This window comes from Ruegeria sp. HKCCD7303, assembly GCF_013111185.1.
Lineage (GTDB): Bacteria > Pseudomonadota > Alphaproteobacteria > Rhodobacterales > Rhodobacteraceae > Ruegeria.
In genome coordinates this window covers 62,864-77,293 of the sequence record NZ_WVRE01000002.1, presented here as the reverse complement: position 1 = coordinate 77,293, position 14,430 = coordinate 62,864, and the positions used below count along the sequence as shown (strand labels likewise).

At 55.6% G+C, this 14,430-nt stretch carries 16 protein-coding genes; 7 read left to right on the top strand and 9 right to left on the bottom strand.

Features of this window, described 5'->3' with window-relative positions:
* Window positions 1-89: 89 nt before the first annotated feature.
* The 4 genes from GS630_RS04975 to fabD all read right to left on the bottom strand — a co-directional run bounded on the left by GS630_RS04975 (window position 90) and on the right by fabD (window position 2,928).
* Window positions 90-629, bottom strand: a complete 540-nt coding sequence (locus GS630_RS04975) for a GNAT family N-acetyltransferase (RefSeq protein WP_171179607.1) — start codon at window positions 627-629, stop codon at window positions 90-92.
* A gap of 138 nt (window positions 630-767) precedes the next feature.
* Window positions 768-1,001 carry an acyl carrier protein gene (locus tag GS630_RS04970; RefSeq protein ID WP_050602116.1) on the bottom strand — a complete coding sequence of 78 codons (234 nt, stop codon included), beginning with the start codon at window positions 999-1,001 and terminating at the stop codon, window positions 768-770.
* A gap of 208 nt (window positions 1,002-1,209) precedes the next feature.
* Entirely contained in the window at window positions 1,210-1,947 is a 738-nt protein-coding gene (gene fabG, locus GS630_RS04965; protein ID WP_171234507.1) for a 3-oxoacyl-[acyl-carrier-protein] reductase, read from the bottom strand.
* 42 nt (window positions 1,948-1,989) lie between these two features.
* A complete protein-coding gene (gene fabD / locus GS630_RS04960) occupies window positions 1,990-2,928 on the bottom strand; it encodes an ACP S-malonyltransferase (protein ID WP_171618778.1) in 939 nt (312 codons plus the stop codon).
* Between the two features lie 174 nt (window positions 2,929-3,102).
* On the opposite strand from fabD, the gene GS630_RS04955 reads away from it, so the two are divergent.
* On the top strand, window positions 3,103-4,323 hold the full coding sequence (locus GS630_RS04955; RefSeq protein WP_171618776.1) for a cytochrome b/b6 domain-containing protein: 1,221 nt from the start codon (window positions 3,103-3,105) through the stop codon (window positions 4,321-4,323).
* A gap of 91 nt (window positions 4,324-4,414) precedes the next feature.
* On the opposite strand, the gene GS630_RS04950 is transcribed toward GS630_RS04955, so the two are convergent.
* Both GS630_RS04950 and GS630_RS04945 read right to left on the bottom strand, forming a co-directional pair.
* Window positions 4,415-4,987 (bottom strand): YceI family protein, encoded by a 573-nt coding sequence (locus GS630_RS04950; RefSeq protein ID WP_171234510.1) that lies wholly within the window; start codon window positions 4,985-4,987, stop codon window positions 4,415-4,417.
* A gap of 125 nt (window positions 4,988-5,112) precedes the next feature.
* Window positions 5,113-5,631 carry a hypothetical protein gene (locus tag GS630_RS04945; protein ID WP_171179598.1) on the bottom strand — a complete coding sequence of 173 codons (519 nt, stop codon included), beginning with the start codon at window positions 5,629-5,631 and terminating at the stop codon, window positions 5,113-5,115.
* A gap of 283 nt (window positions 5,632-5,914) precedes the next feature.
* On the opposite strand from GS630_RS04945, the gene rpsF reads away from it, so the two are divergent.
* The 6 genes from rpsF to GS630_RS04915 all read left to right on the top strand — a co-directional run bounded on the left by rpsF (window position 5,915) and on the right by GS630_RS04915 (window position 9,681).
* Complete coding sequence (rpsF, locus tag GS630_RS04940; RefSeq protein ID WP_171179594.1) at window positions 5,915-6,268, top strand: 30S ribosomal protein S6; 354 nt, start codon at window positions 5,915-5,917, stop codon at window positions 6,266-6,268.
* 28 nt (window positions 6,269-6,296) lie between these two features.
* The gene (rpsR, locus tag GS630_RS04935; RefSeq protein WP_005608650.1) at window positions 6,297-6,524 is read left to right on the top strand and encodes a 30S ribosomal protein S18; all 228 of its coding nucleotides are present in this window, start codon (window positions 6,297-6,299) and stop codon (window positions 6,522-6,524) included.
* A 12-nt stretch (window positions 6,525-6,536) separates the two neighbouring features.
* Window positions 6,537-7,157 carry a 50S ribosomal protein L9 gene (gene rplI / locus GS630_RS04930; RefSeq protein WP_171179592.1) on the top strand — a complete coding sequence of 207 codons (621 nt, stop codon included), beginning with the start codon at window positions 6,537-6,539 and terminating at the stop codon, window positions 7,155-7,157.
* 156 nt (window positions 7,158-7,313) lie between these two features.
* Window positions 7,314-7,796, top strand: coding sequence for a transglycosylase SLT domain-containing protein (locus tag GS630_RS04925; protein WP_371732260.1), 483 nt, complete (start codon window positions 7,314-7,316; stop codon window positions 7,794-7,796).
* Between the two features lie 238 nt (window positions 7,797-8,034).
* The gene (locus GS630_RS04920) at window positions 8,035-8,736 is read left to right on the top strand and encodes a LuxR family transcriptional regulator (RefSeq protein WP_171179589.1); all 702 of its coding nucleotides are present in this window, start codon (window positions 8,035-8,037) and stop codon (window positions 8,734-8,736) included.
* Window positions 8,737-8,832: 96 nt separating this feature from the next.
* Window positions 8,833-9,681: an acyl-homoserine-lactone synthase gene (locus GS630_RS04915; protein WP_171179586.1), complete on the top strand. Its 849-nt coding sequence runs from the start codon at window positions 8,833-8,835 to the stop codon at window positions 9,679-9,681.
* Window positions 9,682-9,779: 98 nt separating this feature from the next.
* Here GS630_RS04915 and tig read toward each other — a convergent pair whose 3' ends face one another.
* The 3 genes from tig to GS630_RS04900 all read right to left on the bottom strand — a co-directional run bounded on the left by tig (window position 9,780) and on the right by GS630_RS04900 (window position 14,334).
* The gene (gene tig, locus GS630_RS04910; protein ID WP_171618774.1) at window positions 9,780-11,111 is read right to left on the bottom strand and encodes a trigger factor; all 1,332 of its coding nucleotides are present in this window, start codon (window positions 11,109-11,111) and stop codon (window positions 9,780-9,782) included.
* Window positions 11,112-11,296: 185 nt separating this feature from the next.
* On the bottom strand, window positions 11,297-12,421 hold the full coding sequence (locus GS630_RS04905) for a porin (protein ID WP_171179582.1): 1,125 nt from the start codon (window positions 12,419-12,421) through the stop codon (window positions 11,297-11,299).
* Between the two features lie 308 nt (window positions 12,422-12,729).
* A complete protein-coding gene (locus tag GS630_RS04900) occupies window positions 12,730-14,334 on the bottom strand; it encodes an NAD(P)H-hydrate dehydratase (RefSeq protein WP_171618772.1) in 1,605 nt (534 codons plus the stop codon).
* Between the last annotated feature and the right edge of the window lie 96 nt (window positions 14,335-14,430).

The window sequence follows — 14,430 nt, the reverse complement described above, 5'->3', positions numbered from 1 at the left end:
CCCGGCAGCATAGATCACACATTCCAAACCCGATTTACCGGGATCGGCACAGTTTGGCCATTTTGCGGCATATAGGCGAACTGGCGGAATTACGCGCGGGCGGGTGGTCCGTTGCGCCGCAACAAATGCACCGGGGTTTCATTATATACCCCTTCACGGATCAGAACATAGCCCAGCTTTTTCGCGAGCTTCTGCGAAGACGTATTCGACGCGTTCACCATTGCAACCAAAGGTCCGGGAATCACCCGATCAAACCAATCATGGGCGGCCTTGGCCGCTTCATATCCCAACCCTTGGCCCTGAGCTTCGGGGGCTAGGATCCAACCGGCTTCGGGGAAACCGTCAAAATCCTCCCCCATACGTCGGTTGCCGTAGAAGAACCCTGCCTGCCCTATCAGCGTACGCGTTGACTGCTGCATTACGCCCCACTGGCCGAATCCGGCCATTTGCCAATGCCCAGCATTTCGCAGAAACGAATCCCACGCTTCGCCACGTGACCGTGGCGTCCCGCCAATATTCTGAACGACGCAAGGGTCACGCCAGATTTCGGCGAACCGCTCAAAATCCTCGGGGCGCATGGCGCAAAGCGTCAAACGCGCGGTATTTATCATTGGAGTGGATCTTATCATGCCCTGTCCACTTTGAGTTTTGCCTCAATGGAAACAGTGCGCAGTGGAAAATGACCACGCAAGACCGAAATTTGATCGGGCACAAAAAAACGGCGCCTCCGTTGCTCGGAAGCGCCGCTTTTGATCAGATAGAAACGCTTAGGACGCTTCGCTGATGAACTTAACCGCGTCGCCGAATGTTTGAATGGTTTCGGCTGCGTCATCGGGGATCTCGATGCCGAACTCTTCTTCGAAGGCCATAACCAGCTCAACAGTGTCCAGGCTGTCTGCGCCCAGATCGTCGATGAAGGACGCGTTTTCAACGACCTTATCTTCTTCAACACCCAGGTGCTCAACAACGATCTTCTTAACGCGATCTGCGACGTCGCTCATATCTATTCCTCATTCCTTTACAGGGCGGTCTGCCCGATTCTGCCCTTGCCCGCACGGGTTGGCTTTGATTTGCCCGTTTCGGGCGGTTTGGGTCCCGGGAAACCGGGAAAGTAGAAGGCCGACCTGAAAGACCGGCCCCGCATAGATGCGCCGCCTATAGCATAGTCGACGCAAGAGGCAAACGCTTTCGCGCTCGCCCCTGATGCGATCACAACATGACCATACCGCCGTTCACATGCAAGGTGCTTCCGGTGACATAGCCTGCTTCGGGGCTTGCGAGGTACAGAACCGCCGCAGCAATTTCTCTGGGGTCGCCCATGCGGCCCGCCGGAACCTTGGTCAACAAACCCTTTTTCTGATCCTCGCTCAGCTTTTCTGTCATTGCCGTTGTGATGAAACCCGGCGCCACGGCATTTACGGTGATACCGCGCGTTGCAACTTCATGGGCCAAGGCCTTGGAAAAACCAATCATTCCGGCCTTTGAAGCGGCGTAGTTAGTTTGCCCCGGATTACCGATAGCCGCCACGATGGACGAGACATTCACGATGCGCCCCCATCGGGCCTTCATCATGCCCCGGATCACGCCTTTACACAGTTTCATGGTCGAGGTCATGTTCACGTCAATGACGCTTTGCCATTCCTCGTCTGACATACGCATAAACAGATTGTCGCGCGTTATACCGGCGTTGTTGACCAGAATGTCGACCGATCCCATCACCTCGGCCGCTTGCTTCGGCAGCGCCTCCACAGCTTCGGGATCACTCAGATTACAAGGCAGTACATGTGCACGCTCGCCAAGCTCATCAGCAAGGGCTTGCAGCGGTTCGACCCGTGTACCGGACAACCCAACCGTTGCACCCGCGCCGTGCAGTGCACGTGCAATGTCACCACCGATGCCCCCTGACGCACCAGTGATCAGTGCGTTTTTACCTGTCAAATCAAACATACAGTTTCCCTCTTGGTGCGTCGGCAAAGACGCGCATTCAGCTTACGATTCGGCCTGAAGGGCCTTATGAACATCTTCCGGCGCACCCACAGCTTTGCCGGCGATGGCACGGTCGGTTTTACGGATCATTCCAGAGAGTGCTTTGCCGGCGCCAATCTCCCATGTCTCGGTCACACCCTGCGCAGCCATGTACTGCACGCTTTCGCGCCAGCGCACCGAGCCCGTCACTTGTTCGACAAGCAACTGACGGATCAAATCAGGGTCGCTGACCGCCTCAGCGCGTACATTGGCGACCAACGGCACTGCAGGTGCCTTAATTTCGACTGCAGCAAGGGCTTCCGCCATTACATCTGCAGCAGGTTGCATCAGCGCACAGTGAAATGGAGCACTTACAGGCAACATAACTGCACGTTTAGCCCCTTTTTCTTTGGCGATCTCAGCAGCACGCTCAACGGCGGCTTTTGAACCGGACACAACAACCTGGGTTGGGTCGTTGTCATTGGCCGCCTGACATACCTCGCCCTGCGCGGCCTCTTCGGCAACGGCGCGTACCGCTTCAAGGTCCAGCCCGAGAACAGCGGCCATGGCCCCCTCACCCACGGGCACGGCGCTTTGCATGGCTTGCCCGCGCGTGCGCAACAGGCGCGCGGTGTCGGCAACCGATAACGCTCCAGCAGCGGCCAAAGCGGAATATTCACCAAGCGAGTGCCCCGCCACAAAAGCGGTCTTGCTGATTGAAACACCCTCGGCCTCCAAGGCACGCATTGCGGCCATTGACGTTGCCATTAACGCGGGTTGCGCATTCTGTGTCAGCGTCAACTCAGCGATATCGCCATCCCAGATCAGGCTGCTCAGTTTCTCACCCAGAGCGTCGTCCACCTCATCAAAGATGGCTTGCGCCGCCGGGTAAGCCTCGGCCAGCGCTTTGCCCATACCGATTGTCTGGGCGCCCTGCCCCGGAAAAACGAACGCGAGTGTCATTGCAACCTCATGCATGCTGTTAGGTTGCGGCGGGGTGTAAACTGACTGCTCGTCTGGCACAAGCGCTGCCTGCGTTCTGCATTCTGGCACTGTTGCTGTGCGCCCGCGCTTACTTGTGTCTCATTCTGTCAGCTTTACGTTGGACAAGATCAAGAATCTCGGAGTCCACGACCCATGGCCGCGACCAATTCCTTTTCCAGCTACGGAAGCGTTGCAAAGACGTTTCACTGGCTCACAGCCCTGCTGATCCTGACGGCCTTGCCGCTCGGCTGGGTCGCAGACAACCTTGCATATGCGGTTCTTCACGCAGACACCGCACCAACCGAAGCCGAGATCGCCCGCGCAGCGCGCGTCTTTTCGCTGCACAAAACAGTCGGGATCGCAGTGTTCTTCGTCGCATTGGCGCGTATCCTGTGGGCCCTCACCCAAACAAAGCCCGGCCTTTTGAATGCCGAAAACAAGCCCGAGGCCTTCGCCGCAGAGACCGTTCACTGGCTTCTTTATGGATCCTTGGTTCTTGTTCCTCTCAGCGGGTGGGTTCACCACGCCGCAACAGAAGGCTTTGCTCCGATCCTATGGCCTTTTGGGCAAAACTTGCCCTTTGTTCCCAAGTCCGACGTACTGGCCGAGGTTACAGGCGTGCTTCATTGGCTGTTCATGTGGGTTTTGGTCGGTTCTCTGGTTCTGCACATCGCTGGCGCGTTGAAACACCATGTCGTCGATAAAGACAGCACGTTGCGCAGAATGCTGCCAGGACGTTCGGATGCGCCTGAACCCCCGCGACAACACCATTCTCTCGTTCCCGCAGTTGCCGCTTTGGCGGTCTGGGCTATGGTTTTGACGGGCGGTTGGGTCACGGGTGAATTCGCTCGGGAAGCTGGAGACACCGACATCGAACTGGCCGAGGTTCAATCGGACTGGCAAGTTCAGACAGGCACTCTGTCGATTACGATCTCGCAACTGGGCAGCCCCGTCACCGGTTCCTTTACAGACTGGACGGCGGCCATCACATTCGACGACCCGGCGCAAGTCGGACCTGCGGGATCAGTGGTCGTCACCATTGCCATTGGCTCGCTCAATCTTGGTACAGTTACCGAGCAGGCCATGGGTGCCGATTTCTTCAATACGGCGCAATTCCCCACTGCTCAATTCACTGCTGACCTCTTCAGGACCGAAACCGGGTTTGAAGCTCGCGGCCCCCTGACAATTCGCGACAAAACGATTGATATCGTGCTGCCCTTCTCGCTGGATGTTGAGGGTGAAACAGCCGTAATGTCTGGCTCGGTTGATTTGAACCGCTTGGAATTTGATGTCGGCACGTCACAGCCCACCGAGGAATCCCTGGGTTTTGCCGTCTCTGTTTCCGTCGACCTTACAGCTACCCGCGCGGAATGATCCTAGGGCTATCCACGCGGAATAAGGACGGTTCAACAAAAAACCGCCGGTGAAATGCTCACCGGCGGCTTTGTCTTTAGCAATGTGGGCTTTAGTCGGCCTTTTGGGCCTCTATCGAGATTTGAACCTGAACTTCGTCACCGACAAACGGTGCAAACTGACCCAGATCGAAATCGCTGCGAACCAAAGTTGTCGTTGCGTTGAAGCCGGCCCAAGGCTTGTTGGCCATCGGGTGGCTGTCCGCTTTGTTCAACTTGGCGTCCAGAACAACGGATTTGGTGACGCCATTCATGGTCAAATCGCCGGTGATGTTGGCGGTGTCGTCGCCCGTCACCTCGATACCGGTCGAAGTGAAAGTGATCAGATCGCCCTCGGCAGCGCCGAAGAAATCCTCGGTCATAAAGTGATCTTCGCGCGGCTTCCAGCCGGTGAACATCTCCATGACTGGCATCGAAACGCTGACGCTGGACGCCGCAGGGTTTTCCTGATCAAACATGATCTCGCCCTCAAAGCCCGAGAACATGCCATAGGTGGTCGAAAACCCAAGGTGGTCATAGCTGAAAAGAACCTGGCTGTGGCTGGGGTCCAGCACGTATTTCTCAGCGCTGGCGAACGAAGCAGTCGCCGAAACGGCCAAAGCAGCAGCAAGAAGGGTGGATTTCATAACAATCTCCGCGTTTTTGTGAATGCAAGCCGATGGGGTTGCTCAAAAACAAGATGTGCCGCCCTAGGGCGGCACACAACCTCTGTTGGCTAACAATTTCTGTTCCTTTTTGAACAGAATAAATATCAGCCGAAAATTGTTACGCTTTTGCTCAGCTGTCCTTTCAGGGCTCGGCTGACATCCGCCGATTCAAGCGGCAGCTTCATCAACAAGCTTCCGTCCACGTCAAACAGATGAACTTCATTCTCTTCAAAACGCGCACCACCCAAAGAGTCATAGCTGCGGCGCAAAACAGTCTGCGGACGCCCGTCCTCGTTCTTCTGCAGCACTCGTACTTCGCGGCGAATTGGGTCGAAATAGGCATCAGGACGAGGATCAAGAACCTCGATTGTCAGCAGGCTGACACCAACGATCAAAAACAGCATCGAAGCGGCCATCTTGATGGGCCAGACTTCAGCCTCAATGACGGACCCCGGCATCAGCCACATGGAAAACGCCGATACGATCAGAAAAGCGCCAACCATCCGCGCCAGGATCAGACGCGCCTTCCAATTCGGCGCGAAGGCAATCATTACCGGGACCGAGTGCTCAAAACGCGATCCCGCCGCATCTTCCCGGTATGTGTTTGTGTTCATCGCGGTCATAACATTTCACCTTTTGTCAGGTTACTGTCGAATAAAAATTGGCTCCGGGTATCGTCCGGTATGCAAAACAACTTTGAGCCGAAAAGCGTCAGCAATTGGGCACCCCAAAGGAAATTGGGCGGCGTCTCAAAGGCATATCTGGCAGGGCTTGCCCCGCCCGCTCAAACGTGTATACGGGGCCATCCTTCGCAGTCATATGAATCGCGCAGCCTCTCGTGGCAGGGTCGCGAAGGACCAGATGGCCCCGCCTATGAAATGCGCCTTGATATAAACAGGAGTGCACATGCCACTGTATGAGCATGTAATGATCGCGCGTCAGGACCTGTCCAACGCGCAGGCGGAAAGCCTCGTCGAACACTTTGGCACCGTACTGGCCGACAATGGCGGCAGCCTCGTCGACAGCGAGTACTGGGGCGTCAAGACGATGGCCTACAAGATCAACAAAAACCGCAAAGGCCACTATGCCTTCCTGAAGACCGATGCCCCCTCGGGTGCGGTTCAGGAAATGGAACGCCTGATGCGCCTGCATGACGATGTCATGCGTGTTCTGACCATCAAGGTCGACGGCCACGAAGACGGCCCGTCGATTCAGATGCAGAAGCGTGACGAACGTGGCGACCGCCGCGAGCGTCGTTGATCACCGCCTGAGGAAAGGACACTAAACCATGGCCGCAAAACCATTTTTCCGCCGTCGTAAGGTCTGCCCGTTCTCGGGTGAGAACGCGCCGAAAATCGACTACAAGGACACCCGTCTGCTGCAGCGCTACATCTCTGAGCGTGGCAAGATTGTTCCTTCGCGCATCACCGCCGTTTCGGCGAAAAAGCAGCGTGAACTGGCCCGTGCTATCAAACGCGCCCGCTTCCTCGCCCTGCTGCCCTACGCCGTGAAGTAAGGAGACACTGACATGCAAGTTATCCTGCTGGAACGCGTTGCGAAACTGGGTCAGATGGGCGACGTCGTTGACGTCAAGCCCGGCTATGCCCGCAACTTCCTGCTGCCCCAAGGCAAAGCGCTGAGCGCGTCCGATGCGAACATCGCCTCGTTCGAAGCCCAGAAAGCGCAGCTGGAAGCCCGCAACCTGGAAACCAAGAAAGAAGCTGAAGCACTGGCTGAAAAGCTGGACGGTCAGCAGTTCATCGTGATTCGCTCGGCATCCGATGCTGGCGCTCTGTACGGCTCTGTCACCCCGCGTGACGCGGCAGACGCTGCGACTGAGGCCGGTTTCACCGTCGACAAGAAGCAGGTCGTCTTGCTTGCTCCGATCAAGGAACTGGGTCTGCACACCGTTGGTGTTCGTCTCCACCCCGAGGTCGAAGTCGCGATCAAGATGAACGTTGCTCGTTCGGAAGAAGAAGCTGAACTTCAGGCATCGGGTAAATCGATCCAGGAACTGGCTGCTGAAGAAGAAGCCGCTGCTGAATTCGAAATCGCCGAACTGTTCGACGACATCGGCTCGGCTGCGTCAGATGATGATGACCTGGCTGCCGAAGTCTCTCCTGCTGAGGAAGACGAAGCGAAAGCCTGATCAGGTTTCGAACCTACCAATCCAAAGGCCGCGCAATTTGTGCGGCCTTTTTTGTGCGCCGCAGTCACACCAGCAAATTTCGGCCCAAATTGATCGCTAGTGTTGCGACCGGACAAACGTTCCATATCATAGCGCCCTATTGACCGGAGATTCATGATGCCTGTTTACCCCCGCCGCAGCATTCTTGCTCTTTTGTTCGCAACGCCACTTCTTGCCTGTGGTGGCGGAGAAGTCTCCAAAGCGGACACGTCCCTATACAACCCACCGCTATATCCAAACGAAACCCCTGAACTCAGAGCGTCGATCAACAAATGGGCAGACCATTACGAGCTGCCCCGTGAGCTTGTGCATAAACTGGCCATCCGCGAAAGCACACACCGCCCATGGGCAGTGAACCGCCCATATTATGGGCTATTGCAGATCCTCCCAGCCACAGCACGGTCCATGGGATACAAAGGCAATGCCGAAGGATTGCTGGACGCGGATACCAACCTAGAATTCGCAGGCAAATACCTGCGCGGGGCATGGTTGCTGTCTGATGGAGACCAGCAACGCGCGATCTTTCTGTATGCCAAAGGGTATTGGCCCGAGGCCAAAGCCCGCGGATTGCTGGTAGAAACTGGATTGAAATCGCAGTAGCAGTCTGCACAATCTAGCGATTAACTATGGACATTCGACGCGAATTCACGTCAAATCCCCCGCAATATCACCATATTCAGCTGCATTCGAGGTTTAATGTTGCGCAAAACACGCACCAAACTGCGAGATATGAACACTTCCCTTGCGCTTTGCGCATCGGTTGACGCAACGTAGCGTTGAATACGGACAAACTTGGCACTTCTTGAGGGATGGGAAGGGCTAAACAAAGGTTGGACAGGTGAAACTGATAGACTTGGCCGCGCTTGACCACGAGGAAAAGTCGACCGCAGACGTTATAAATTCTGTCTGCGAGGAGCTTGGATTCGACTACGCGTCCTATGCCACGATGAACCCTGTCAAAGGGGATGTGCAAGGATATGCAAACTATCCTGACGAGTGGAAGATTCATTATGGCAGCCACGGGTATCACCATTTCGATCCCACAATCTATCAATCCGTTCTAAGCATCGCCCCGGTCGATTGGAGCCGCTTTAATCAGGACGAAAACTTCAACGCTGTTTTTCGCGACGCGCATGACTTTGGCATTACCCCACGCGGGTTGACTGTCCCTGTTCGTGGTCCTTATGGCGAGTGCGGGATTCTCAGCGTGACACGCGATTGTTCAGACGGTGAGTGGGAAAAGCTGAAAAAGCATGTTATGGGCGATCTGCAAATGGCGGCTGTGCATGCTCATGACATGGTTATGCAGTCTGGCGTTCTGGCCAAAGCGCTTTACCTCCCTGCCCTGTCCACGCGCGAAAAAGAGATTTTGCAATGGGTTGCCGAAGGCAAATCCCAACAAGATGTCGGCGATATTTTGTCTATCTCGCACCGAACGGTTGAGGTTCACATGCGGTCGGGTCGGGAAAAACTGGGCGCGCTGACCACTCCCCAAGCCATCGGACGGGCAATAGGTCTGGGCTTAATAGCACCGGGTTAAGTAAAAAATCGCAAAAATACGGGAAATCCCCAATAGTCCCCGATCACAATATGGTTAAATGTTGTGTCACGGTAACCAGACTGCAGGGGGATGGAAATGATCATCGTAATTGATGGTATCAACCAACATAAATTCAAAGACGTCCTGGACGATATGTTCAAGCTTCGGGCTCGTGTGTTCGGGGATCGTTTGGGCTGGGAAGTTAATATCGTGGACGGTCGCGAGCGCGACATGTTCGACGACCTAAATCCTGCGCATGTGGTCAGCATCAACGACGAGGGGGAAGTCGTCGGTTGTATGCGCCTGTTGCAGACAACTGGTCCACACATGTTGTCGGACGTATTCAACTCGATCTTGGACGGAGAGCCACCACTCCGCAGTTCGCAGGTTTGGGAAGCAACCCGTTTCTGCGTCGACACCAAGAAACTGGGCCGCGGCCGCGGCAAAAACTCTGTGTCCTATGTCACCAGCGAGGTCATGATCGGATCGTTCGAATATGCAAAAACCGCTGGCGTGCTGGATTCGATCGCCGTCATCGACCCGGTCATGAACCGCGTTCTCCAGCGATCAGGAAACGCTCCATATGACTACCTTGGCTCAGCCAAACCTATGGGTAAAGTGGTGGCAATGGCAGCTCTGATGGATTGCTCAGACGAGCGTATTTCGGGCATCCGCGACTATGCTGGCATCGATCACGATGTCTTTATGTCCGATGAACAGGCGCTGGAACTGTTTGCTCAGGGCAAAACTGAAGCGCCAGCCAACACCAACCACCAACCGCTCACCGATCTTGAGAAGTATTTTGTGGAACAGATGAACGCCGCAAAAACCGAAGCTGAGCGGCAGGATGTCCTTAAGCTGATAGAGACGCTGATGGACACGTTCACCCCAGAGCAGAGAACCGCTCTGTTAGAAACCCCCCGCGCTTTTGCTCATGAGGCCTGACCCCCTCACCTCATAGATACAAAAGCCACCCATGCGGAGCCGTCTGATCAACAGGCGGCTCCGTTGCTTTGTGCCCATTGGGAATGGGCGGAAGAGGATTACTCCTCTTCCAGAGCCTCTACGGCTTTTTGCAGATCGTCTTTGCTCACGTCCTTTTCGCTGACCTGAGCCAGCTCGAACACATAGTCGACAACCTTGTCTTCAAAGATCGGCGCACGCATTTGCTGCTGCATCTGAGCGTTCTGCTGAACGAACTCAAAGAACTGACGCTCTTGACCCGGGTACTGACGCGCCTGGTTCATGATCGCCTGTGTCATTTCCGCGTCGGTCACTTCAACCTCGGCCTTCTGGCCCAACTCGGCCAGCAGCAGACCGAGACGTACACGGCGCTCTGCAAGCTTGGTGTGCTCTTCCGTGGGCTCCACTTCGCCGTGGTCATGGCCTTCCACGTCCGGGTTTTCCTCGTGGAACAGCTGGTGCGCGATCTGCTTGGCTTCGGCTTCCACCAGCGACGGCGGCAGGTCGAACGAGACTTTCTCGTCCAGCACATCCAGCAGAGTGCGCTTCATGACCGCACGCGATGCACCGGCGTATTCTGCTTCCAGACGTTCGGAAATCTGCGCTTTCAGGGCGTCCAGATCTTCGGCGCCGAATTTCATGGCCAGTTCGTCGTTTACTTCTGCGGCCACCGGCTCCTTCACTTCTTTGATGGTGCAAGTGAAAACGGCATCTTTTCCAGCCAGGTGCTCGGCACCGTATTCTTCGGGGAAAGTGACGTTGACGTCCTTTTCTTCTTCAGCCTTCACACCAACCAACTGCTCTTCAAAGCCAGGGATGAAGCTGTTCGAGCCCAGAACCAAAGGATAACCTTCGGCCGATCCACCCTCGAACTCTTCGCCGTCAACCTTGCCGACAAAGTCGAATACGATCTGATCGCCATCTTTGGCTTTCGAACCTTTGCGACGCGCTTTGAAATCCTGCGCAGTTTCGGCCAGGTTGTTCAGTGCTTCTTCCACAGCAGCATCGTCAGCTTTGACAACCAGCTTCTCCAGCTCGACCGACTTCAGGTCAACCTCGGGAATTGCAGGCAGTGCCTCATAAGACATCGCCACTTCAACGTCGTCGCCTTCTTTCCAATCCTCGTTGGTCATCTTGACCTCGGGCTGCAGCGCAGGGCGGTCACCGCTGTCTTCAAAGTGCTGGTTCATCGCACCGTCGATGCTTTCCTGCATCGCTTCACCCAGCAGGCGCTGGCCAAACTGCTTCTTAAGCAGCGCCATCGGCACCTTGCCCTTGCGGAAACCTTTCATTTCGATTTCCGGCTGCGCTTCGGTCAGCTTTTCATTGACCTTGTCGTCCAGCTCGGCTGCGGTCACAACGATGTTGTAGCCACGTTTCAGACCTTCGTTCAGCGTCTCGGTAACCTGCATTATGGTAGTCCCCATAGGATTCGGGGCGCGCAAAAAGGGCGCGCCGGGCAAATTTGACGCCTTCTATTTGGCCAGCAGCTTACGTGCAAGGGGCAAAGGCGGAATCCAACAGCATTTGATCGCCTAAACCGCAAAAAAGAACGCCCCGGAAACCGGGGCGTTTACGTTTGGCGCTGTCGCGTCGATCAGAACTTCCAACGCGCACCCAGAACCCAGGCTTCGTTGTTGTCAAAGGATGATCCGTCATCAAAGTCGTGGTTGCGGTATTTCAGGTAAACGTCTGTATCGATCGCGTCGACTTTCTGAACCACCGCGATACCCCAGGCCTTGGTGTCCGACCCGTTGCTGTCGAAATCCGAACCGTCATAGTAATCAATACCGACACCCGTCTTTCCCCATGAAATCCAGTTTCCTTCGTACGAGATTTTGCCGTACCAGTAATTCGGATCCGTTGCACCAGCCTGATCATCGTCACGCGTACCACCCGCGATCGTAAATCCCAGACCGCTCGGCAGCAGAACCGACGCAGAGCCTATCGTGTCTTTGCTATCCCCGGAATTGTCATCCCGATCTCTCACCGCATAAGCAATGGCTGCTGCGAATTTCACACCACCGGCAAAGGTGTTTTCATAGAACAGGCCAACGTCGTAATAGTCATCATCATCGCTGCTGGACAGAATATTCTGACCATACGCAAAACCAGCCGAAAACCCATTCAACGATGGCGTATCATACCGCACACGCCCACGGCGCCCGCCGTCAAAGTTGCTTGCGCTGTCTCCGACAGTAATTCCGCTCAGCAAACCGGTCGTATCGCGGTAAAAGAAGCCTGCGTTTTCATCATTGGTAAACGAATACAACGCAGTTCCGACATACGAAAGATCGACCTCTGCGGCACCATCAGCGACCATACTGCCCTGACCGGCTGAGAACTTGCCATAGCCGCCCTTGAGCGAGAAATCCACGTGGCGAATGTCTTCGCGATTCCAGCCATCAGCGTTGGTTCCAAATTGATCGGCCGACGCGGACCCCGGCAAACCGAGACCCGTTTCGAACCAAAACTGGAACTCATTGCTGCCATATGGCTGCATCAGGCGCAGGCCCACGCGGCTGTTCGACAAATCGTTGTCCAGAACGCGGGTCTCGGTATCTTGTCCGTCATCGACCGAGATCAGCGCAGGGTGCAGTTGCCCGTACAGCAGAACATAACCACCAGTGTTGTTTTCATATTTCAGTTCTGCCGCAGCCGGGATGACCGTCGTCGCTGTCAACGTGGCGGCAACGGATAGGGTTTTGAATTTAAAAGTCATTTCACTCACCATGAATGGTTCGGGTCTTTCACCCCGTCTAATTGATTACCGAGCATCGACGTTCCAGATAACAGCGCGCTGTTTTGTAAAGGAATTGCAAATTCGCAACACTGGGCACAGCGGTCGTGAAAGTTTTACAATGTATTTCATTAACTTAAACACATCACCGCCAATCCGTTTCGGAGGTGCTCAGAAAAACTGTGCCGTCCGAATGTGTGTCTGGCAAACACTCGCTCTGTCATCATACAGACGCGATCGGCGGAATTTTGCCGGTTTTGTGTGGATTGAGCCATTCCCCGCCAACACACTCAAATATTCATCTTTCTAAACACTTCGGGCAGTTGCTCTGGAATATCTTCGGCGATCAAACCGGGCCCGAATTGGCGCGCGCATTCCACATGCAGCCACGCCGCCGTCTCGGCCGCTTGCATCGGTGCAAACCCACGAGCCAGCAAACCCGTGATGAAACCCGCCAACACGTCGCCGGACCCAGCGGTTGCCAGCCAGGGGGCCGCCCTTTCGTAACACGCCGCATTGATCGAGCATTGCCCATCTGGTGACGCAATCACCGTATCCTGCCCTTTGAAGAGAACCACACACCCCGCCCGTTTCGCCGCGGCCCGCGTAGCGTCAACCTTGGAATAAGCCGGACCTTTGGTTGGCACCGCATTCAGCTTCTCTGCAATGTCCGGGAAAAGCCTCGCAAACTCTCCACCATGCGGGGTCAGAACGCATTTCTCGTGAATCTGCTCAAATAAGACGGTCGGATCGTCTGCAAAAGCTGACAAGGCATCGGCATCCAACACTGTCGCCCGTCTCGCCGCCAAAGCCACAGAAACCAACGTACGAGCTCGCTGCAATCCAAGCGCTGGCCCCAGACAAAGCGCATTCAGGCGCGTGTCGCTCAGGACCTCAGCCAAACTCTCCGCCCCCTCAACCCGTTGCATCATCAAAGCCGTGATCTGACTGGCCACTTCCATCTGTGCCGAGGGCGGTACCCCCAATGTTACCAACCCGGCCCCAATTCGTAGCGCCCCCCGCGCCGCTAACCGCGCCGCGCCGGTTTTTCCGGAACCGCCCGACAGGATTAGGGCGTGACCGTGGGTGTATTTGTGACCAGAGACTTCTTTCGCGACCAAAACATCCTGTGAAGACATCAAGCGTACGACTTGGTCGGGCTCAGAATGAGCAAGACCGATGGACTTGTTTCTGACGTTGCCGCACTTCAACGGTCCATCGGCCACCACATGCCCAATCTTTCTTGCATGGAAGGTGACCGTCAGATCGGCTTCAATCGCATTCCCGATCACATGACCGCTGTCTGCACACAGACCACTTGGGGTGTCGATCGAGACGATGCGCGCGCCCTTCTCTCGAACTAGAGATCTTGTTTCTTCGAGAGCCAAGTGAGCAAACACGTCGCTAAAGGGACGCGTCAGCCCGGTTCCGAACAGCCCATCAACAATCAGGTCAAATCTGTCGGGAAAGCGCAAATAATCGTCATGAAACGGCGCTGGATCGGTCATTCTGGCATGCGTTTCGCCAAGCTTCGCCCACCGCTCATAATTCACCCGCGCATCCGGAGGCAGCTTTTCTGGTTCCCCATACAGAAAAACCTCAACCTCCCATCCCAACTCTCGCAGAAGACGCGCAACAACAAACCCGTCGCCGCCATTGTTCCCAGGCCCGCACAAAACCACCGCGCGCCGGGGATCCCCTTCATCTGGCCCCAAATACCTCGGGGAGCTCGAGGGGCTGGCCCCTCGATCCCGCAACTCCGGCCATTCCTCGAAGATCGCGTCGACAACGCCCAGCCCGGCCAGTTCCATCAGTTCCAGACCTGTCACTTTACCGGACTCGATGGCGGCCTGCTCAATCGCCCGCATTTGGGCCGCTGTCAGCAACTCTGTCATCTCAATCATCTCCACGATTCAATTTCGATTACTTTTTGTGCAACATGCCCAAAATCTCACCCAGCCTCGAAATTCGCCCTGCCCGCCGCACAACAA